The organism is Duganella sp. SG902 (assembly GCF_013376005.1).
Classification (GTDB): domain Bacteria; phylum Pseudomonadota; class Gammaproteobacteria; order Burkholderiales; family Burkholderiaceae_D; genus Rugamonas.
Genome location: NZ_JABMJK010000004.1, coordinates 85339 through 105244, shown reverse-complemented (window position 1 = coordinate 105244; position 19906 = coordinate 85339). Strand labels below are relative to the sequence as shown.

14 protein-coding genes are annotated in these 19906 nt (G+C 65.0%); 7 read left to right on the top strand and 7 right to left on the bottom strand.

The genetic code is table 11. The features are described 5' to 3' along the window. Positions 1–9: 9 nt before the first annotated feature. The gene (garD, locus tag FHW83_RS09845; RefSeq protein ID WP_176646186.1) at positions 10–1572 is read right to left on the bottom strand and encodes a galactarate dehydratase; all 1563 of its coding nucleotides are present in this window, start codon (positions 1570–1572) and stop codon (positions 10–12) included. 280 nt (positions 1573–1852) lie between these two features. On the opposite strand from garD, the gene FHW83_RS09840 reads away from it, so the two are divergent. The 7 genes from FHW83_RS09840 (at position 1853) to FHW83_RS09810 (ending at position 12865) form a co-directional block, all read left to right on the top strand. Next, positions 1853–2557 (top strand): FadR/GntR family transcriptional regulator, encoded by a 705-nt coding sequence (locus tag FHW83_RS09840; protein ID WP_176646185.1) that lies wholly within the window; start codon positions 1853–1855, stop codon positions 2555–2557. A gap of 206 nt (positions 2558–2763) precedes the next feature. Next, the gene (locus FHW83_RS09835) at positions 2764–5487 is read left to right on the top strand and encodes a TonB-dependent siderophore receptor (protein WP_176646184.1); all 2724 of its coding nucleotides are present in this window, start codon (positions 2764–2766) and stop codon (positions 5485–5487) included. Between the two features lie 66 nt (positions 5488–5553). Beyond that, on the top strand, positions 5554–6336 hold the full coding sequence (locus FHW83_RS09830; RefSeq protein WP_176646183.1) for a rhamnogalacturonan acetylesterase: 783 nt from the start codon (positions 5554–5556) through the stop codon (positions 6334–6336). Then, entirely contained in the window at positions 6333–9011 is a 2679-nt protein-coding gene (locus tag FHW83_RS09825; protein ID WP_373997189.1) for a pectinesterase family protein, read from the top strand. The genes FHW83_RS09830 and FHW83_RS09825 overlap by 4 nt, the downstream gene beginning before the upstream one ends. 10 nt (positions 9012–9021) lie before the next feature. Next, positions 9022–10860 (top strand): glycoside hydrolase family 28 protein, encoded by a 1839-nt coding sequence (locus FHW83_RS09820; protein ID WP_229224117.1) that lies wholly within the window; start codon positions 9022–9024, stop codon positions 10858–10860. After that, on the top strand, positions 10860–12341 hold the full coding sequence (locus tag FHW83_RS09815) for a pectinesterase family protein (protein ID WP_218106234.1): 1482 nt from the start codon (positions 10860–10862) through the stop codon (positions 12339–12341). Before FHW83_RS09820 ends, FHW83_RS09815 begins: the two co-directional genes overlap by 1 nt. Positions 12342–12382: 41 nt before the next feature. Then, complete coding sequence (locus FHW83_RS09810; protein WP_176646181.1) at positions 12383–12865, top strand: hypothetical protein; 483 nt, start codon at positions 12383–12385, stop codon at positions 12863–12865. Positions 12866–13076: 211 nt separating this feature from the next. On the opposite strand, the gene FHW83_RS09805 is transcribed toward FHW83_RS09810, so the two are convergent. From FHW83_RS09805 to FHW83_RS09780, 6 genes are all read right to left on the bottom strand, one after another. Beyond that, complete coding sequence (locus FHW83_RS09805; RefSeq protein ID WP_229224116.1) at positions 13077–14633, bottom strand: glycoside hydrolase 43 family protein; 1557 nt, start codon at positions 14631–14633, stop codon at positions 13077–13079. A 2-nt stretch (positions 14634–14635) separates the two neighbouring features. Beyond that, a complete protein-coding gene (locus tag FHW83_RS09800; RefSeq protein ID WP_176646179.1) occupies positions 14636–15514 on the bottom strand; it encodes an SMP-30/gluconolactonase/LRE family protein in 879 nt (292 codons plus the stop codon). Then, the gene (locus FHW83_RS09795) at positions 15502–17082 is read right to left on the bottom strand and encodes an aldehyde dehydrogenase (NADP(+)) (RefSeq protein WP_176646178.1); all 1581 of its coding nucleotides are present in this window, start codon (positions 17080–17082) and stop codon (positions 15502–15504) included. The genes FHW83_RS09800 and FHW83_RS09795 overlap by 13 nt, the downstream gene beginning before the upstream one ends. An 80-nt stretch (positions 17083–17162) precedes the next feature. Then, positions 17163–18074 carry a 5-dehydro-4-deoxyglucarate dehydratase gene (gene kdgD, locus FHW83_RS09790; protein WP_176646177.1) on the bottom strand — a complete coding sequence of 304 codons (912 nt, stop codon included), beginning with the start codon at positions 18072–18074 and terminating at the stop codon, positions 17163–17165. A 141-nt stretch (positions 18075–18215) separates the two neighbouring features. Further along, on the bottom strand, positions 18216–18959 hold the full coding sequence (locus FHW83_RS09785) for a FadR/GntR family transcriptional regulator (RefSeq protein WP_176646176.1): 744 nt from the start codon (positions 18957–18959) through the stop codon (positions 18216–18218). A 121-nt stretch (positions 18960–19080) separates the two neighbouring features. Then, complete coding sequence (locus FHW83_RS09780; protein WP_176646175.1) at positions 19081–19899, bottom strand: HDOD domain-containing protein; 819 nt, start codon at positions 19897–19899, stop codon at positions 19081–19083. Between the last annotated feature and the right edge of the window lie 7 nt (positions 19900–19906).

Here is a 19906-nt window from a genome sequence, read left to right as displayed (position 1 = left end):
CTCTTTTTATCAGGTCACCGGGGCCGGGTTGAACAGCACCAGTGCGTTGTGCAGCTTCCATTTTTCGGCATAGGTCTCGCGGCCGCTGGCCACGTCCAGCATCAGTTGGAACATCTCCCAGCCCACTTCCGCGATGGTGGCTTCGCCGCTGGCGATGCGGCCCGCGTTCACGTCCATCAGGTCATGCCAGCGGCGCGCCAGATCGTTGCGGGTGGCGACTTTAATCACCGGCACTTCGGCCAGGCCGTACGGCGTGCCGCGCCCGGTGGTGAAGATGTGCAGGTTCATGCCGGCCGCCACTTGCAGCGTGCCGCAAATGAAATCGCTGGCCGGCGTGGCGGCGTAGATCAGGCCTTTTTGCGTCAGCTTCTCGCCCGGCGACAGCACGCCGGAAATCGGCGCGCTGCCCGATTTGACGATCGAGCCCATGGCCTTCTCGACGATGTTGGACAGGCCGCCCTTCTTGTTGCCCGGCGTGGTGTTGGCGCTGCGATCGACGCCGCCGCGCGTCAGGTAATTGTCGTACCACTCCATCTCGCGGATCATGGCCTCGGCCACTTCCGGCGTGGTGGCGCGCGAGGTCAGTTGGTCGATGCCGTCGCGGACCTCGGTCACTTCCGAGAACATGACGGTGGCACCGGCGCGCACCAGCAGGTCGGTGGCAAAGCCCACCGCCGGATTGGCGGTGACGCCAGAGAAGGCGTCGCTGCCGCCGCATTGCACGCCCACCACCAGCTCCGAGGCCGGCACGGTTTCACGCTGGCGCTTGTTCAGTTCCGCCAGATTGGTTTCGGCCTGCTTCATGATCGATTCGATCATCGACATGAAGCCGACATGTTGCGCGTCCTGCAGGCAGACCAGGCCCGGATCGGCGCCGCCCGCGTTCTGGATCGGGATCGAGCCTTTCGGGAACAGGCGCGTTGGCTGCAGCTTTTCGCAACCGAGACTGACCACCATGGCCTGGCCGCCGAAGTTGGGGTTCAGCGCGATGTTGCGGATGGTGCGGATCGGGATGTTGGCGCCCGGCGCGTCGATCGCCACGCCGCAGCCGTAGGTATGCTCCAGTCCCACCACGTCGTCGACGTTGGGGTACTTCGGCAGCAGTTCCTTCTTGATGCGCTCCACCGCGAACTCCACCACGCCGGACACGCATTGCACCGTGGTGGTGATCGCCAGGATGTTGCGCGTGCCGACGCTGCCGTCCGGATTGCGGTAACCCTGGAAGGTGTAGCCCTCCAGCGGTTCCATCGGCGGCGGCTTGACGGTGGCGATCGGCAGGCCTTCCAGCTCGCGCGCGGCCGGCATCTCGACGTTGTGCTCGGCCAGCCAGCTGCCGGCCGGCAGGTCCTTGGCGGCGAAACCGATGGTGACGTTGTAGCGGATCACGCGGTCGCCCTTGGCCAGGTCGCGCAGCGCCACCTTGTGGCCTTGCGGGACCGCTTCCAGCAGCGTCAGCCCGTTGGGGAACACAGCGCCGGCCGGCAGGCCGCCGTCGTTGACGACAATCGCAACGTTATCGTTGTCGTGCATGAGGATGTAGCGCGGGGTGTTTGCGCTGGCGGGAGTGGTCATCTGGCTTTCCTACGTTGTTTTTTAGTCTCGAAAAGTGGTCTGACCACTTCTGTTATTGGCCGGCCATCTGTTGGTTGTGGCCTGCGCGCCACAGTCCGGAAACCGCATATTTCCTAGGGGAGAGACCTTGTAAACATGGGGCGCAGACAGCTGCTCGATGAATTCAGTATGCCATTTAAAAATTAATTTGGCTAGTCCACATTGCGTATTTGGTCTGACCACCTTAGAATGGCCTGACCAGATGGCAAATCAATAAGCCACACCGAGAGACGAGACACAAATGCTGAAAAAGACCGCATTTCCTGCCGAGAGCAACGCCCACGAACCGCGCCTGTACCGCGTGGTGGCCGACCGCATCCAGGAACTGATCCGCAACGAGAACATCGCCGCCGGCGAGCGCCTGCCGTCCGAGCGCGACCTGGCCACCAAGCTCAGCGTCAGCCGCGCCTCCCTGCGCGAAGCCCTGATCGCGCTGGAGCTGGGCGGCGTGATCGAGGTGCGCGGCGGCTCCGGCGTGTACGTCAGCGAACTGCCGGAACCGGCCGAGGCCGACCTGCCGGAAGTCGGCCCCGGTCCCTTCGAGGTGCTGTCCGCCCGCCGCCTGATCGAATCCGAGATCGCCGCCATCGCCGCCCGCGTGGCCACCGACAGCGCCATCGACGCCATCCTGCAGGCGGTGGTGGAGATGGAAAAGCACCACGCCAATTATTCAAGCAACGAGCAGGCCGACCGCAACTTCCACCTGGCCATCGCGCGCGCCACCGGCAACAGCGCGCTGGTCGGATCGCTGAACTACCTGTGGGACCAGCGCGGCCGCCTGTGGCACAAGCTCAAAGAACACTTCCAGACCGAGGAACTGCGTCAGGAAACGCTGAAGGACCACCGCCGCATCCTGGAGGCGATCGCCTCCCACGATCCGGCGGCGGCGCGCAAAGCCATGCGCGCCCACCTGGAACGCGTGACCCGCACCTTCTCGCGCGGATAACAGTATCGGTAGTAACGCAGGAGCGGCCTCGATGCCCTCCGCGAAATAAAGCAATCAAGTTATCGACCGACTCGACCTCGGCCCGGCTGCGCAGGCAGCGCAGCGGCCCTCGTCTTAGCGGCACGGAGTACGCGAGGTGCTCCACTCACGCAAGCGCTTTTCAGCGCAGCGTATAACTTTATTCAAGAGACGAAGGAGACAACACCATGAAGTCCGAGCACCCGGTCCAGAAACGTTCCGCACAACCCCGCCTGCTGCTGTCCGCCATTAGCCTGGCTGTGCTGACGCTGGCCAACCAGGCAGCCGCGCAAAACGCCAGCGACGACGCCAACATGACCCGCGTCGAAGTGACCGGTTCCAGCATCAAGCGCGTCGCCAACGAGGCATCGCTGCCTGTCACCACCGTCAAGGCCGAAGACCTGGTCAAGCAAGGCATGACCACCCTGGCCGACTTCATGATGGCGCTGCCGCAATCGGCCTCGCTGGCGCCGTCGAACGCCGGCTCCGGCACCAACATCAACCTGCGCGGCCTGGGCGTGAACCGCACCCTGGTGCTGCTGAACGGCCGTCGCCTGGCCAACGAGGCGATCGCCGACGGCTACGCCAACCTGGACGTGATTCCGATGTCCGCCATCGCCCGCGTTGAAGTGCTGCGCGACGGCGCCTCCTCGATCTACGGTTCCGACGCCATCGGCGGCGTGGTCAACTTCATCACCAAGACCCAGTTCGAAGGCACGCAGCTGACCGCGCAAGCCGTGCAGCCCGAGAAAAAAGGCGGCGGCGACGAGCAGCGCCTGACCGCCACCTGGGGCAAGGGCAACCTGGAACGCGACGGCTGGAGCTTCTACGCCACCATCGACGCGCACCAGCGTTCGCGCCTGGCCGCATCGGACCGCGCCTACCTGAGCTCCGTGGAAAAACTGACGGAGCTGGGCCGCGCACCAACCCTGGGCACCGGCGGCAACGCCACCCCGGCCAACTTCACCACGCCGACCAACAAGAACGCGCAGAACCCGTACGGCACCAGGGGCTGCCTGGCGCCGTACTCGATCCCGGGCCAGAAAGGCACCTGCGTCATCGACAACAACGAGTACGGCACCTCCTTGTACGCCAACCAGCAGGTCACCTTCTACGCCCGCGGTAACTACAAGGTCAGCGAAGATCACGTGATCACCGTCGACTACTCGCGCGGCGAGGAATTCATCAAGGGCACCCGCAACCCGACCAATGCGCTGGCCGTCAATGGCGTGGCGCCGATCCTGCCATCGACCAGCAAATGGTATCCAGGCGGCAGCGGCGGCGTGCCCGCCGTGGCAGGCCTGAACGGCGCGCCATTGACCCTGACCTGGGCCGTGGCCGACCTGGGCCTGGCTACCACCAAGGACGTGCAGCTGAACCAGCGCCTCGCCGTCAGCGACGAAGGCACGCTGGCGGGCTGGGACTACAAGGCCGGCCTGGTGATCGGTATCTCCAACCGCGACAATTACTACTACGACGGCTACGTCAAAGGCCAGGGCCTGCTGGACGGCCTGAAAAACGGCAAGCTGAATCCATTCGGCCTGCAGGATGCCGATGGCAAGGCTTACCTGGATTCGATCAGCGTGGACGGCGCCAAGAACCGCACCTCGAAATCCACCTTCACCGGCATCGACATCACCGCCAGCCGCGCGCTGACCGAACTGGCGGGCGGTTCGCTGGCACTGGCAATCGGCGCCGACCTGCACCGCGACACCACGGAAGACACCAAGCTGCCGATCGTTGCCGACGTCACCTACGCCAACACCAGCCCATCGCACGGCGAAGGCGGGCGTAACGTGGCCGCGCTGTTCACCGAGATCAACGCGCCGATCACCAAGACCCTGGAACTGAACGGCGCCGTGCGTGCCGACCATTTCAGCGACTTCGGCACCACCGTCAATCCAAAGATCAGCTTCCGCTGGGAGCCCACCAAGCAGCTGATGTTCCGCGGCTCGGCCAACACCGGCTTCCGCGCGCCGACCCTGTTCGACGCCTACGGCTACCGCCTGCCAGGCGCCACCGGCCTGACCGCCGCCAAGTGGGACGATCCGGTACTGTGCCCGGGCGGTACCCCAGGCGTGGCCGGCACCGGCACCGCGCTGCCAGGTTATGTCGCTTCGACCGTCTGCAACACCACCCTGCCCAAGCAGACCGGCTCCAACGCCGGCCTGAAGCCGGAGAAGTCGAAAGGCTACACGCTGGGCGTGGTGATGGAACCCGTCAAGAACAGCATGGTGTCGTTCGACTACTGGAACATCCGCATGACCGACATGCTGGCCAACCTGCCGGAGCAAGTGTACTTCCTGTACCCGCAGCAGTATGCATCGTACTTCGTGCGTAACGCCGACCGCACCATCAACTACATCAACAACACCACCATGAACCTGGGTGGCCAGAAGGCGGCTGGTGTGGACGTATCGGGCTCGTACTCGTTCCCTAAAACCGCGTACGGCGATTTCAAGGTGTCGATCGACGGTACTTACCTGACCCAGTTCGACAACCAGCTGTACGCAGGCAGCCCGTTCGTGTCGAACATCGGCCAGTTCGGCCTGGCCAGCAACGGCACCACGTCGAGCTTCCCGATCATCACCTACCGCTGGAAGCACACGGCAAAGCTGAACTGGGCCAATGGCAACTGGAACATGCAGCTGACCCAGAACTACAACTCGAAGTACACCGACCAGAATCTGGTGGCCAAGCAGTACTGGCGCAACATCAACTCGTACAAGCAGTGGAACTACACCGCGACCTACAACGGCTTCAAGAACATGCAAGTGGTGGCTGGCATCACCAACCTGTTCAACGCGCCGCCGCCAGCAACCAACAGCAGCCTGTATAGCTTTGGTTACCTGAGCAGCGCCGCCAGCCCGATCGGCCGCGCCTACAACGTGCGTGTAACCTACAACTTCTAATCCGCCTGAGTATGGGCGCCGGACCGGAACCACGGCCGGCGCCTTTTTTTTTACCGGGACCTCATCATGAAAACCCTGATTACCAGCCTCGCTGCCGCAACCATCTTGCTGGCCGGCGGCGTGCACGCGGCCGACAAGCCGGTCCGCTTCATCCTGGTCGGCGATTCCACCATGGCCAGCAACAGCGGTTACGGCGACGCCTTCTGCGCGCGCGTCAACCGCGCCAACACCTGCATCAACCTGGCCAAAGGCGGACGCAGTTCCGGCAGCTTCCGCGCCGAAGGCCGCTGGGACGAGGTGGAAGGCCTGCTGCGCGGTTCCGCCGCGTACCGCGCCACCTATGTGCTGATCCAGTTCGGCCACAACGACCAGCCGGGCAAGCCTGGCCGCTCGACCGACCTGAAAACCGAATTCCCCGTCAACATGGCACGCTATGCGCAGGAAGTGAAGGCGCTGGGCGGCGTGCCGGTGCTGGTCACGCCGCTGACGCGCCGCACCTTCAAGGACGGCGTATTGGAGAACAACCTTGGACCGTGGGCCGACGTAATCCGCGCCACCGCCACCGCGCAGAAAGTGCCGCTGCTGGACCTTAACGCGGACAGCTACGCGGCCGTGCAGGCCATGGGCCAGGACGAGGCGGACACGCTGGCCATGGCGCCGCGTCCGGCCGATTACGGCGTCGCGCCAGCGGCCGGCAAGGTGGAAGTCGCCGGCGCCGCCAAGACCGCCTTCGACCGCACGCACGTCGGCGCCAAGGGCGCGGCCTACTTCTCGCGCATGGTGATGGAAGAAATCAAGCGCACCATCCCTGAAGCGGCCGGCCAGTTCAAGCCGGAGAGCGAACAGTGACCAAGTTCCGCCCACGTCAGAAAAACGAGCCGCAGGTTCCCGCGTCGCGCCTGGCGCCGCGCACTCCTTCCCGGCGCGCGATACCCAGGCTGCTGGTGCGGCCGGCGCTCCCCACGCTGCTCACCGTCGCCGGCTTGCTCGCCGGCCCCGCGCACGCGCAGGACACGCGCAAGGTCAACGAGCCGGTGGCGCCCCCTTCCTGCACCGTGCTGACCGCGGCGGCGGGGAGCGTTGACGACACCGCGCGCATCCAGTCCGCCATCGACCAATGCCCCGCCGGCCGCGCGGTGCGGCTCAGCGGCAGCTTTGTTTCCGGTCCGCTCAAGCTGCGCAGCGGCGTCAGCCTGCTGATCGACCAGGGCGCCGTGCTGCAAGCGAGCGTGAATCCCAAGCTGTACGACCGTGGCGCCGGCACCTGCGGCACCATCGACAAGCTGGGACGCGGCTGCAAAACCTTCATCACCATCGACAACGCCAGATCCAGCGGCATCTACGGCGAAGGCAGCATCGACGGCCAGGGCGGCCGCGTGATCGAGGGCGGTGGCGAATCGTGGTGGCAGCTGGCGCGCCGCGCGCAGAAGGAAGACGCGCGCCAGAACGTGCCGCGCCTGATCGAGGTAACCAACTCGCAGGACATCACGCTGCACAAGATCACCTTGCGCAACTCGCCCAACTTCCACGTCACGCTGAACAAAGTGGACGGCTTCACCGCATGGGGCATGCGCATCGACACCCCGGCCACAGCGCGCAACACCGATGGCATCGATCCCATCTCCTCGCGCAATGTCACCATCGCCTACAGCCATATCCGCACCGGCGACGACAACGTCGCCATCAAGGCCGGCAACAGCGGCGCCACCGAGAACATCTCCATCCTGCACAATCGCTTCTACAGCGGCCATGGCATGTCCATCGGCAGCGAAACCAACGGCGGCGTGCGCCGCGTGCTGGTGGAAGACCTGAGCATGGATGGCACCACCTCCGGCCTACGCATCAAAAGCGATGTCTCGCGCGGCGGCGTGGTGGAGCAGGTCATCTATCGCAACGTCTGCCTGCGCAACGTGAAGACACCGATCGACATCGGCGCCCGCTACGACAACAAGGCCGAGGGCACGCTGGTGCCGGTCTACACCAACATCAGCTTCGACGACGTGCACAGCGTCACCCCGGGCCGCGTCAGCGTGCAAGGCTATGACGAACAGCATCCGGTGCAGGCCACGCTGCGCAACGTCAGCATCGCCGGCAAGGCGGATCACAAGATAGAATCCGCCCGTATGTCCGGTGATGCGATCAGCGCCAGCGATACCAGCACCTGCGCCAACCGCTTCGCGCCCTTCCCCGAGGCCACCGCCGGCCTGCGGCCGCAACTCACGCTGGAACAGGCGAAGCAATACGCCTACGGCGAGGTCCTGAAATACGTCGGCGTGGCCGGCAAGGAGACGGTGGATCCATGGGATCCGCTGTCCGACCCGCTGGCCAGGGGCGCGGCCTTCACGCCGGACTACATCGTCGACAAGGCCGCGCGGGCCGATGGCGTCCGCATCTTCAACACAGTTCAGGAAGCCGTCAGCCGCGCGGTGCGGGACAGCACCGGCAAACGCCTGTACATGCTGGTGAAGCCAGGCGTATATCCGGAGCTGGTCTACATTCCCGCCTCCGCCGCGCCGATCACGCTGTACGGCGAAGGCAAGGACGCCGCCGCCACACGCATCACCGCAAAACTGGATGCATCGATCACCGGCGCCGCCTACGATGCGCAGTACGGCGCGCAATTCGCCAGGGCCACGCCGGCGGTGCAGGCGATGTACGCCACCATCAAGGACCGCCCGCAGATCGGCACCTTCGGCACGCAAACCGTCTGGGTGCAGAACAACGGTTTCCAGGCGCGCAATCTGACCTTTGAGAATGGCTACAACAAGGACACCGGCAACGCCCGCGCCGAAGCGCTCCCCAACGTCAACAACATCCACCATCAAGCGCTTGCGTTGAGCGTGGATAGCGCCGACAAGGCGCAGTTCGAAAACGTGCGCCTGATCGGCTTCCAGGACACGCTGTTCCTGAAGTCGCCGCAACCCGGCAGCACGGTGCGCAGCTTCTTCAACAAGTCCTATATCGAAGGCGACGTCGATTTCATCTTCGGCGACAGCACCGCCTATTTTTACCAGAGCGAGATCCGCACCCTTGGCGACCGTGGCGTCTCCTACGTCGCGGCGCCGGACACGCACCTGAAGAGCAAGTACGGCTTCGTATTCGACAATGTCCGCTTCACCCACGAAGGCGCGAAGACCGGCAACTTCTACCTGCTGCGCCAGTGGTTCCATAGTTCGCGCTGCACGCCTTATGCGCCGTTGCCGGTGGAAGGCTACAGCTGCACCTACGGCCCGACCAACGGCTACAAGGCGCCCGCCGGCACGGTGGCGCGCGTGTCGCTGGAGGCGGTCGGCAAGATGGTGGTGCTGAACTCGCGCATCGGCGCGCACATCAACAAGCAGCAGCCGTGGTCCGACTGGAACAAGAAGGGCACCATCTCCTACCGCCCGGCCCAATACAACTCGGACGATCACTGGAACAACCTGATTAAAGCCGGCATCGATCCGGTCAAGGATCTCGGCTACACCAAACCTCCTTCGCCGCCCGATATCTTCCTCGGTGAGTTCAACAATTCAGATGAATAAGGAACACAGCATGACCATCAATCACCACCGCCGCAACCTGATGAAAGCCTTGCCAGCGGCGGGCCTGTCGTTCGGTCTTCCCGCCGTTGCGGCCACCGCGCCCGACCCATGGCTGCAGGCGCAGGCCATCATCGATCACGTATCGAAACCGCCCAAGTTCCGCAAGGAGGATTTCAACATCACCGCGTTCGGCGCCAAGACCTGCAAGCTGACCAAGGTGAAGGCATGGGTATCGCACGAAGACCAGGAAGACATTGGCACGCCGGCCGCCGATGCGCCGGACTGCTACGCCGCCATCAAGGCCGCCATCAAGGCCTGCCATGAAGCGGGCGGCGGCCGCGTGGTGATTCCGGCCGGCGACTGGTTCGTGGCCGGCCCCATCGTGCTGCTGTCGAACGTGAACGTCCACCTGAGCAAGGGCGCGCACGTCTACTTCAGCCACAACCCGGCGGACTTCGCCAAATACGGCGACATCGACTGCGGCAAGCACGGCAAGCTCACCATCTCGCGCTGGCAGAGCAATGACTGCCTGAACTACTCGCCGATGGTGTACGCCTACGGCCAGGACAACATCGCCCTGACCGGCGATGACTGGACCGCGATCCTCGACGGCCAGGGCGGCGTGCCGTTCAACGACGCCGGCGATTGCTGGTGGACCTGGAAAGGCAAGCAGAAAACCATCAACTCCATCGGCCAGGGCACCACGCCCAACTTCAAGGCCGGCAAGATGTCGGAAAACACCGTGAACCCGCTCAACGCGGAATCGCTGGCGACGGTCGCGCCGGCGCTGACCGAGGCGGAGCGCGTGCTGATTCAAGGCGCCGGCGACAAATGGCGCGCCGACGCCTCCTACCTGCCGGCGCTGTCGGAAGCGGGCGTGCCGCTGTCCAAGCGCATCTTTGGCATCGGCCACTACCTGCGCGCACCGATGATCCAGCTGATCGGCTGCACCAACGTGCTGCTGCAGGGCTATCGGGTGCAGAACACGCCGTTCTGGCAGCACCATCCGGTCCATTGCCGCAACCTCGTTATCCGTAACGTCGAGATGCACAGCCACGGCCCGAACAGCGACGGCTTCGACCCCGAAGCGTGCGACCACGTACTGGTGGAAGGATGCACCTTCGATACCGGCGACGACTGCATCGCCATCAAGGCCGGCAAGGATCTCGACACGCAGTACGGACCGTCGCAAAACATCGTCATCCAGAACTGCATCATGCATAGTGGCCACGGCGGCGTGACCCTGGGCAGCGAGATGGCTGGCGGCATCCAGAACGTGTTCGCGCAAAAGCTGGTGTTCGAGAACGCCAACTGGAAAACCAATCCGCTCAACACGGCGATCCGCATGAAGACCAATATGAATCGCGGCGGCTACCTGCGCAACTTCTATGTGCGTGACTGCACGGTGCCGAATGGCGTGCAGATCTCGCCGTCGTTCTATGCCTCGCTGCCGGGTTCCCCGATCCAGTCGAAGACGGTGGCCACGGCGGCCGGCGCCATTGTCACCTTCGATTGCGACTACACGCCGATCAGCGACAACGTGCGGATTCGCCCGCCGGTGGTGGACAACATCCAGATCTCCAACATCAAGGCCGGCAACGTCACCAAGGATGGCAAGACCGCCTCCTGCTTCCAGGCGATTGTGATTCTTGGCCCGGTGGCCTCGGACTACAACGGCCCGCAGCCCGCGCCGCCGGTGTTCCCGGTCACGAATGTGTCGATCAGCGACTGCGACTTCGGCACGCCGGTGAACAGCGCCTCGCCATGGTTCCTCTACAACGTCAAGAACCTGGCGCTGAAGAACGTCACCATTGGCGGCAAGGTGCACAACACGGTGTTGTCGGCGTAATGGCGACGCGCGCGCTGTGGGCGATGATGCTGGCTGCGGCCGCCGCCCCGGTGGGCGCGGCGGTGACCTCGGTGCTGCCCGCACCAGGCGCGCGCGAGGTCAATCCGGACACGCATCTGGTGCTGCGCTTCGACCAGCAGCCGGTACTGGGCACATCCGGCCTGATACGCATCTACGATGCCGCCAGCGGCAGGTTGGTGGACTCGCTGGACCTCAGCATCCCCGCCGGCCCGACCGAGCGCACCAGGCTGCCGGCCGCGCCGTATCTGGCCACGCCTTACGTCTACGCCGACGGCCCGCGCGCGACCAATGCCAACACCAAAGCCGGCACGCCATCCGCCGGCGCGCTGCCGGGAGACGACAAGTATCAACTGACCATCATCGGCGGCTTTACGGACGGCTTTCACTTCCACCCGGTGATCGTGCGTGACAAGACGGCGACGATTTACCCTCATAACAATCTGCTCGAATACGGCAAGCGCTATCGTGTGCGGATCGATGACGCGGTGTTCGGCCATGTCGTCGAACAGTGGGAGTTCAGCACCAGGCCGCGCGGACCTGCGGCGGATGCGCAGCGCGTGATCGTCAGCGCCGACGGCACGGGCGATTTCAGCACCGTGCAAGGCGCACTGGATCACGTGCCCGATCATCCAGCCCAACGCGTGACCATCTTCGTGCGCAATGGCGACTACGAGGAGATCGTCTACTTCCGTAACAAGTCCAATATCACGGTGCAAGGCGAACAGCGCGACAAGGTGCGCATCCATTACGCGAACAATGAGGTGTTCAACCCCCACCCGCCCAACATCAGCACCAACGAAGTGGCGGGCACCTTCCCTTCGCGCCGCGCGGCCTTCGCCGCCGACAACGTGAAAGGCATCCACCTGCGCGATCTCACGCTGCAGACCACGCTGCAGGGACAGGCCGAGGGGCTGCTGATCACCGGATCGGAAAACATCGTCGCCAACACCACCATCATCGGCTCGGGCGACGCCTTGCAGGTCAACGGCAGCACCTATCTGCCGGACGTCAAAGTGGTCGGCCACGGCGACACCATCCTCGGGCGCGGGCCGGCGTTCTTCGAGCGTTGCGAGATCCAGTCGCAGCATGCCTTCATGTGGATACGCAATCCCGCCACCAACCACGGCAACGTGTTTGTCGATTGCCGCTTTACCGCGACCGGCGGGCAAACCGAATTGGCGCGGCTGCCAGCCAACAAGGGCAAGAACTATCCCTATGCGGAAGCGGTGCTGATCAACGCCACGCTGAGCGGCATCAGTCCCGCGGGTTGGGGGCAGATCGATGGCGACACGAGCAACGTGCGCTTCTGGGAATACAACAGCCGCAATGCGGACGGCACGCTGGTGGACGTGAGCCGGCGCCATCCCGCATCGCGCCAGCTGACCATGGAAAAAGATGCGGAGACCATCCGCAACTACAGCAATCCGGCGTGGGTGTTGGGCGACTGGGCGCGGCGCTGAGATTGGCATATACTGGCCTCAATTAAACCGAGAGGCCTGCCATGCGTCCATTGCTCCTGCTGTTAATGCTTTCCTCTACCGCCGCACAAGCCGCACCCGCGGACGCGCTCAAGCCGATGGCCTTCCTCGCGGGGCATTGCTGGAAGGGCGAATTCCCCGGCGGGAAGCAGACCGACGAGCATTGCTTCTCCTGGGCGCTGGACGGCCAGGCGCTGCGCGACATCCACACCGTGCGCACGCCGGGCAAGCCGGACTACGTTGGCGAGACGCTGTACTACTACGACTCCGCCACCAAGCTTGTGACCTACCTGTACGTGGAAAACACCGGAGGCTTCAGCCGTGGCACCATGAAGCCCTCGATCAGCGGCCTGGAGTTCCCCGAGGCGCAGTACATCGCCGGCGGCCAAACCCTGCCCTACCGCGCCCACTGGACCATCCAGACAGACGCCTATGAAGCCTTCAGCGAAATGTACGTGAAGGACAAATGGGTCACCCAGTTCAAGATGACCATGAAGAAGCAGTAATCACTTCTTCGTTCCACAGTCCTGTTTTCGCCAGCTGCCGCTAAGTCATTCCCGCGCAGGCGGGAATCCATAGGGCGCGTGGTCATAAGTTCAGCATGGATTCCCGCCTGCGCGGGAATGACGGGTCTTAACTTAGCGGCATTGGAGTCGGCACGACGCACCCGCTCCCCCATCATCGTCAGCATATCCCGTTTGACGTAGGCCAAACGCATCAAGGGGTGACGCGGAAGAAGTCGATGTCGGCGTGGTCGGTGGGGCCGGCGCTGAAAAGGCCCATTTGGGCGCCGACCCAGCGCCCCATCTTCGCCGTGAATTGCGCGCCGATCGGGGTGTACTTGGCGCCATCGACGCTGTAGGAGAATTGCGTCACGCCGCCGGCCAGCACCTGCATGCGCAGCCAGACCTGCGTGGATGGCAGCTCCACGCCAGCCTCCTGCTGCTCGTGGCAGTTGGCGTCTGCCTTGTAGCAGCTCACCAGCGCCAGCTGGGTGCGGCCGTCACTGCGGCGCGTGCCCAGCCACGCATAATCGGAACCGTACATGACCAGTCCCGCCACGCCGCCATCGCCCAAGCCGGAGGCATCCAGTTTGGTGGTGACGGTGAAGGTTTCAGCCGGCAGCTTTTGCAGCAGCAGCGACGGCACGTCCCACAGATTGGTGCTGCGCGGCTGCGCGAACAGGCGCAGCTTGCCGTCCCCCAGCGCGTACCAGGACGGCTGCCAGTTGGCGTTCCACTGCCACTGCGGGCCGAGCTTCGCGCCGTTGAATTCATCGCTGATCGGTGGCGCGGCCGTGGCTTGGCCCGCCACCGGCATGCGGTAACCCGCCACCGGTTCGCCGGCGGCGCCGCCAACGTCCTTGCCGATCAGCGGCCAGCCGTCGCGCCAGATCATCGGCTGCAGGTGCACCACGCGGCCGTAGGCGCGCTTGTCCTGGAAGTGGATGAACCAGTCCTCGCCTTGCGGCGTCCGCACCCACGCGCCCTGATGCGGGCCGTTCACCGGCGAGCCGCCCTGGGCCATCACGATGCGGTCCTCATACGGCCCGTAGATGCTGCGCGAGCGGAACGCCGACTGCCAGCCGAACTCCACGCCGCCCGCCGGCGCGAACACGTAGTAGTAGCCATCGCGCTTGTAGAACTTCGGCCCTTCGAGCGTGGTGTACTTGGGCAGCTTGTTGCCGTCGATGATGACGGTGCCTTTGTCGTCCAGCAGGCGGCTGGCGTCCGGCGCCATGCGGCGCAGCGTCAGCACGTTGGCGAAGCCGGCCCGGCTCCTGGCCCACGCGTGCAGCAGATAGGCCTGGCCGTCGTCATCCCACAGCGGCGTCGGATCGATCAGGCCCTTGCCGGCGGCCAGCAGATGCGGCGTGCTCCACGGACCGGCGAAGTCTTTTGCCGTCATCACGTAGATGCCAAAGTCGGGATCGGGATAGAAGATCCAGAACTTGCCGTCGTGGTAGCGCAGGCACGGCGCCCACACGCCCTTGCCGTGCTGCGGTTTGGCGAAGACCTCCGTCGGCACCAGCTGCGGCAAGGCGTGGCCGACCAGGGTCCAGTTGACCAGGTCCGGCGACTGCAGCAGCGGCAGGCCCGGCGCGTTGTTAAAACTTGAGGAAACGAGATAATACTGATCGCCGACGCGGATCACATCGGGATCGGAGTAGTCGGCGTGGATGATGGGATTCTTGTATTCGCGCGGTGCGGTCGCGCAGGCGGCCAGCAGGGCCGCAAACAACAAGGGCAGACACCGTAGCAGTATCCGCCCCATGATCATGCTCCAAACGGCGTTTCAGCCACGCCTTTGACACCAACGGTCAGCATGACCACCGAACCGCCCCACTCCGCGTCCTCCGGCTTGCCGGAGACGATGGAGGTGACCAGCAGGGTGTCCAGATCCTTGCCGCCGAAGGCGCACATGGATGGCTTCAGCATCGGCACTTCCACACGGCGATCCAGCTTGCCCTGCGGCGTGAAGCGCGCGATGTAGCCGCCGTCGTTGCCGCACACCCAGTAGCAGCCGTTGGCATCGACCGCGGCGCCGTCCGGACGGCCGGTTTCGCCGGTCATGTCGGCGAACACGCGGCGGTTGCTTGGCACGCCATCAGCGATATCATAGTCGAACGCCCACACCATGCGCCGCTTCGGATGCGAGTCCGACAGGTACATGGTGCGGCCATCCGGCGAGAACGCCGTGCCGTTCTGCGTCAGCAGCTCGGACACGAAGGGAGCCGAGATGCCGCGCGCCGCGTCGTAGCGATACAGCTGGCCCACCGCGCGCGCCGCGCTCATGTCCATGAACATGGTGCCGGCCCAGAAGCGGCCCTGGCGGTCGCAGCGGCCATCGTTGAAGCGCATGCCCTCGCCCAAGCCGGAAGCCGGCGCCGCCAGCTTGAGCGCCGCCGCGTGTTGATCCGCGCCCAGCTCAAGACTGAAGATGCCGGTCTCCATGCCCGCGATCAGGCCCCCGCCAGCCTTGGCCGCCACACAGGCGACCATCTCGGCGTTGTCCCAATAGCGCGCGGCGCCGCTCGAACCGTCCAGGCGCCACACGCGCCGGGCCGGGATATCGACCCAGTACCAGGCGCCTTCGGCCGCGCTCCACGTCGGGCTTTCGCCCACCGTGCATTGAACGCCAGTTACGCGTTCCATACCACCAGATCGCCGTTCACAACGCGCGGGATCTTCTGCGGGTTGGCGTCCTGCAGCGATTCAGGCAGCAGGTAGGCCGGCACGTCCTGGTACGACACCGGACGCAGGAAGCGGTCGATGGCCGACGCGCCCACCGAGGTGGTGCGGCTGTCCGAGGTCGACGGGAACGGGCCGCCGTGGACCATGGCGTGCGCCACTTCCACGCCGGTGCCGAAGCCGTTGAACAGGATACGGCCCACTTTGCGCTCCAGGATAGGCAGCAGCTTGGTGGCCAGCGCCTTGTCGTCGGCGGTGGCGTGCACGGCGCCGGTCAGCTGGCCTTCCAGGTGCTCGGCCACAGCCAGCAGTTCCTCTTCGTTTTCCGCCACCACCAGCAGCGAAGTCGGGCCAAAGATTTCGCCCTCCAGCGCCGGGTCGGTCAGGAAGCGCTTGGCGTCGACCTGGTACAGGAACGCTTGCGCGCCGCATGGCAGATCGCCCGCCTGGCCCACCGCCACCTGCTTCACGCCTTCCACGCCAGCCAAGCCTTTGACGCCGCTGGTGTAGGCTTTGTGGATGCCCGGGGTCAGCATGGTCTGCGACGGCTTGGCGCCGATGGTGCCGGCGGCCGCGTCGACGAAGGCTTGCAGCTTGTCCGACTTCAGGCCGATCAGCAGGCCGGGGTTGGTGCAGAACTGGCCGGCGCCCAGCGTCAGCGAATCGGCGAACGCCTGCGGCAGCTTAGGATTGTCCAGCGCGCCCGGCAGCAGGAACACGGGGTTGATCGAGCTCATCTCCGCGTACACGGGGATCGGTTCCTTGCGGGCGGCGGCGGTTTGCATCAGCGCCACGCCGCCGGCGCGCGAGCCGGTGAAGCCCACGGCCTTGATGAACGGATGCGCCACCAGGTTCTGGCCGATGGTCTGACCGGAGCCGATCAGCATCGAGAACACGCCTTCCGGCAGGCCGCACTCTTCCACGGCTTTGGCGACCGCCTTGCCAACCAGTTCCGAGGTGCCCAGGTGGGCCGAGTGGGCTTTGACGATGACCGGGCAGCCGGCCGCCAGTGCCGAGGCGGTATCGCCGCCGGCCACCGAGAACGCCAGCGGGAAGTTGGAGGCGCCGAACACGGCGACCGGACCCAGGCCGATCTTGCGCAGGCGCAGGTCGGGGCGCGGTGCCGGCGCGCGGTCTGGCAGCGCGCTGTCCAGGGTGGCGGTCTGGAAGCGGCCGTCGCGCACGACTTTCGCGAACAGGCGCAGCTGGCCCACGGTACGGCCACGCTCGCCTTCCAGGCGGGCTTGCGGCAGACCGGTTTCCTGCATGGCGCGCTCGATCAGGGTCGGACCCAGATCCATGATGCGGTCGGCGATGGTTTCCAGGAATTTCGCGCGCTGCTCCAGGCCGGTGGCGCGGTACACGTCGAACGCCGCATTGGCCAGTTCGGCGGCGCGTTGCAGGTCGGCCGCGCTGGCCAGACCGAACGCTGGTTCGATTTCCACATTGCGCGATGGGTCGACGGCCTTGACAGTACCTTCTTTACCAACGAAGGCGGTGCGGCCAATAATCATTTCTCCTGCGACTTGCATTTTGCGGCTCCTCATGTGTGAAAAGCGCGGACGAGGCCGCGCTTGAATTTGTTTTTCGATTTAACTAATAGCTTAACCGATTATTGAGCGCCTTGCTTGAGCATCAGTTTATGCAGCATATCCGTTTCTTCGGCGGTCAGGTCGGTCAACGGTGCGCGCACCGGGCCGGCGTCGTGGCCGGCCAGCTTGGCGCCGGCCTTGACGATCGACACGGCGTAGCCGGCCTTGCGGTTGCGAATCTCCAGGTAAGGCAGGAAGAACTCGTCGATCATGCGGTTTTGCTCGGCGTGGTTGTCCGAAGCGACGGCGTGGTAGAAGTCCATCGCCAGTTTCGGCATGAAGTTGAACACCGCCGACGAGTACACCGGCGTGCCCAGCGCCTTGTAGGCGGCGGCGTAGACTTCGGCGGTCGGCAGGCCGCCCAGGTAGCTGAAGCGGTCGCCCAGCTTGCGCCAGATCGACACCATCAGTTCGATGTCGCCGATGCCGTCCTTGAAGCCGATCAGGTTCGGGCAACGGTCGGCCAGGATGGCCAGCGAGGTTGGGCTCAGGCGGCAGTTGGCGCGGTTGTAGACCACCACGCCCAGATTGGTGGCCTTGCAGACCTCTTCCACGTGGGCGATCAGGCCGTCCTGCGACGCCTCGGTCAGGTAGTGCGGCAGCAGCAGCAGGCCCTGGGCGCCGGCCTTCTCGGCTTCCTTGGCGTAGGCGGCGGCCACGCGGGTCGGGCCACCGACGCCGGCCAGGATCGGCACCTGGCCGCGGCAGGTATCCACGGCGGTCTTGATGATCTCGGGGTATTCCTGCGGGGTCAGCGAGAAGAACTCGCCGGTGCCGCCGGCGGCGAACAGCGCGCTGGCGCCGTACGGGGCCAGCCATTCCAGACGCTCAATGTAGGTCGACTTGCGGAAGTTGCCCTCGGCGTCAAAGTCGGTGACCGGGAACGACAGCAGGCCGGAGGAAAGGATTTTTTTCAGGTCATTCGGTTGCATTACAGTCTCCAATATTGACGTCTGGTGAGGATGGGGACGACATTTCGTGTCGTGTTGTATGACATCGTACAACTAGATACGGTTGGAAGCAAGCGATTTAACGCAAACTGTCCGATCGCCGCCGCAAGCGTTGTTTAAGCGTTACTGCGTGGTGCTGACCTCTTGCTGGGCGCGGCGCAGGCGCTCGCGGCTGTTGCTCAGATGGGTGCGCATGGCCGCGCGCGCCGCCTCCGCGTCCTTGCGCAGGATGGCGTGGTAGATGTCGTCATGCTCGCGGTTGACGCGCTCCTGGTAGGCCACCGGGTCGTCATGCGCCAGCTGCGCCGAGTCCAGCCGCGCGCGCGGGATGATGGTGTTGCCCAGGTCGCTCAGGATGTCGACGAAATAGCGGTTGCCGGTGGCTTGCGCGATCAGCAGGTGGAAGGCCTTGTCCGACTCCACCGCGCCCTGGCGGTTTTGCGAGGCGACGATGCGCTTGAGCGCGGCGTCCATCTGCTCCACCTGCTCGTCGCTGCGGCGGGTGGCGGCCAGCCAGGCGGCCTCGGTCTCCAGGCTGATGCGCAGCTCCAGGATGGACAGCACGTCGCCGATGGTGCGGATGGTGTCGGCGGCGAAGATGTTGGCCGGCTGCGGCTCCAGCACGAAGGTGCCGATGCCGTGGCGGGTCTGCACCAGGCCGGCGGCCTGCAGGTGCGAGATCGCCTCGCGCACCACCGTGCGGCTGACGCCGTGCATTTCCATGATCACGGACTCGGTCGGCAGTTTTTCGCCCGGTTTCAGGGTGCCGGCCTGGATGCTGTTGGTGAAGCTCTCCACCACGCCCTGGGCGAGGTTGCGGTGCTTCTTCTTGGGCGCGGCGGCGGCCACGGAAACGGTCTGGTTCATGGTTTTCTACTGTTGTATGACGACATTAGGATACACGCTATCACGCGCAAAGCGATGCGCATATTGCCAGATTTCGCGGTCCAATTGTGTCTTCAACATCATTTTCGCCACAGATTGTGGCTTAAACCAGCAAGGCGGCGCTCATGGAGGCGGCCTCGTCGGCAGATTCCAGCAGAATCTGGTCGAGCAGCGCGTTGTCGTCGATGAAACCGGCCAGCGACGGGCTGTCCTGCCCGGCCGGCAGCGGCGAGCGCACCGGCGCCAGCCGCTTGGCCAGCAGCAGCGTGTCGCGCAGGCCCAGCGGCGGCGGCGTCAGGGTGGCGCCGCGCAGCGAGACGATGGCCTGGCTGACCGGCTCGGGGATGTGCATTTTCTTCATCATCTCGCGCGCGATGATTTCCTGCGCCGCGCCCATCCACTCGGCCGGGTCGTCCAGCAGCCCCGGCATCTCGTCGGCGCGCGACAGCAGGTAGAAGCCGCCGGCCTCGTGCACGATGCCGGCGAACAGCGCGGTGTCGGGATCGGTGGAGGTCAGCCGGGCGCCGATCACGCGCGCCAGCGCCGCCACGTGGGCCGTGTGGCGCCACAGCTGGTCGGCCTGGCGGCGCAGGCGCTCGTCGCGGATGCGGGCGCCGAACTGGCGCACCACCATGGCGGCGGCCATGGTGTAGAGATTGCGGTAGCCGACCCGCTGCACCGCCGCGCGCACGCTGGTGACCGGCACGCCGCTGCGGTTGAACACGGCCGCGTTGGCCAGCGCCACGGTGCGCGCGGCCAGCTGCGGCTCGCCCAGCACCTTGCGGATCACGTCGTCCGTCTCGCAATCGGGGTCGGCCAGCGCCAGTTGCAGGCGCAACGCCGCGTTCACGCTGGTAGGAAAGACCAGCTCGCCGCGAGAGGCGAGCCTGACGATTTCCGAGAAGTCTCTTAGTTTTTCCATGGAAACA

Coding starts and splice junctions, on each gene's coding strand:
- FHW83_RS09785 (WP_176646176.1), bottom strand. CDS start 18,959: ATGAACCAGACCGTTTCCGTGGCCGCCGCCGCGCCCAAGAAGAAGCAC.
- FHW83_RS09835 (WP_176646184.1), top strand. CDS start 2,764: ATGAAGTCCGAGCACCCGGTCCAGAAACGTTCCGCACAACCCCGCCTG.
- FHW83_RS09830 (WP_176646183.1), top strand. CDS start 5,554: ATGAAAACCCTGATTACCAGCCTCGCTGCCGCAACCATCTTGCTGGCC.
- FHW83_RS09780 (WP_176646175.1), bottom strand. CDS start 19,899: ATGGAAAAACTAAGAGACTTCTCGGAAATCGTCAGGCTCGCCTCTCGC.
- FHW83_RS09795 (WP_176646178.1), bottom strand. CDS start 17,082: ATGCAAGTCGCAGGAGAAATGATTATTGGCCGCACCGCCTTCGTTGGT.
- kdgD (WP_176646177.1), bottom strand. CDS start 18,074: ATGCAACCGAATGACCTGAAAAAAATCCTTTCCTCCGGCCTGCTGTCG.
- FHW83_RS09800 (WP_176646179.1), bottom strand. CDS start 15,514: ATGGAACGCGTAACTGGCGTTCAATGCACGGTGGGCGAAAGCCCGACG.
- FHW83_RS09815 (WP_218106234.1), top strand. CDS start 10,860: ATGGCGACGCGCGCGCTGTGGGCGATGATGCTGGCTGCGGCCGCCGCC.
- FHW83_RS09820 (WP_229224117.1), top strand. CDS start 9,022: ATGACCATCAATCACCACCGCCGCAACCTGATGAAAGCCTTGCCAGCG.
- garD (WP_176646186.1), bottom strand. CDS start 1,572: ATGACCACTCCCGCCAGCGCAAACACCCCGCGCTACATCCTCATGCAC.
- FHW83_RS09805 (WP_229224116.1), bottom strand. CDS start 14,633: ATGGGGCGGATACTGCTACGGTGTCTGCCCTTGTTGTTTGCGGCCCTG.
- FHW83_RS09840 (WP_176646185.1), top strand. CDS start 1,853: ATGCTGAAAAAGACCGCATTTCCTGCCGAGAGCAACGCCCACGAACCG.
- FHW83_RS09810 (WP_176646181.1), top strand. CDS start 12,383: ATGCGTCCATTGCTCCTGCTGTTAATGCTTTCCTCTACCGCCGCACAA.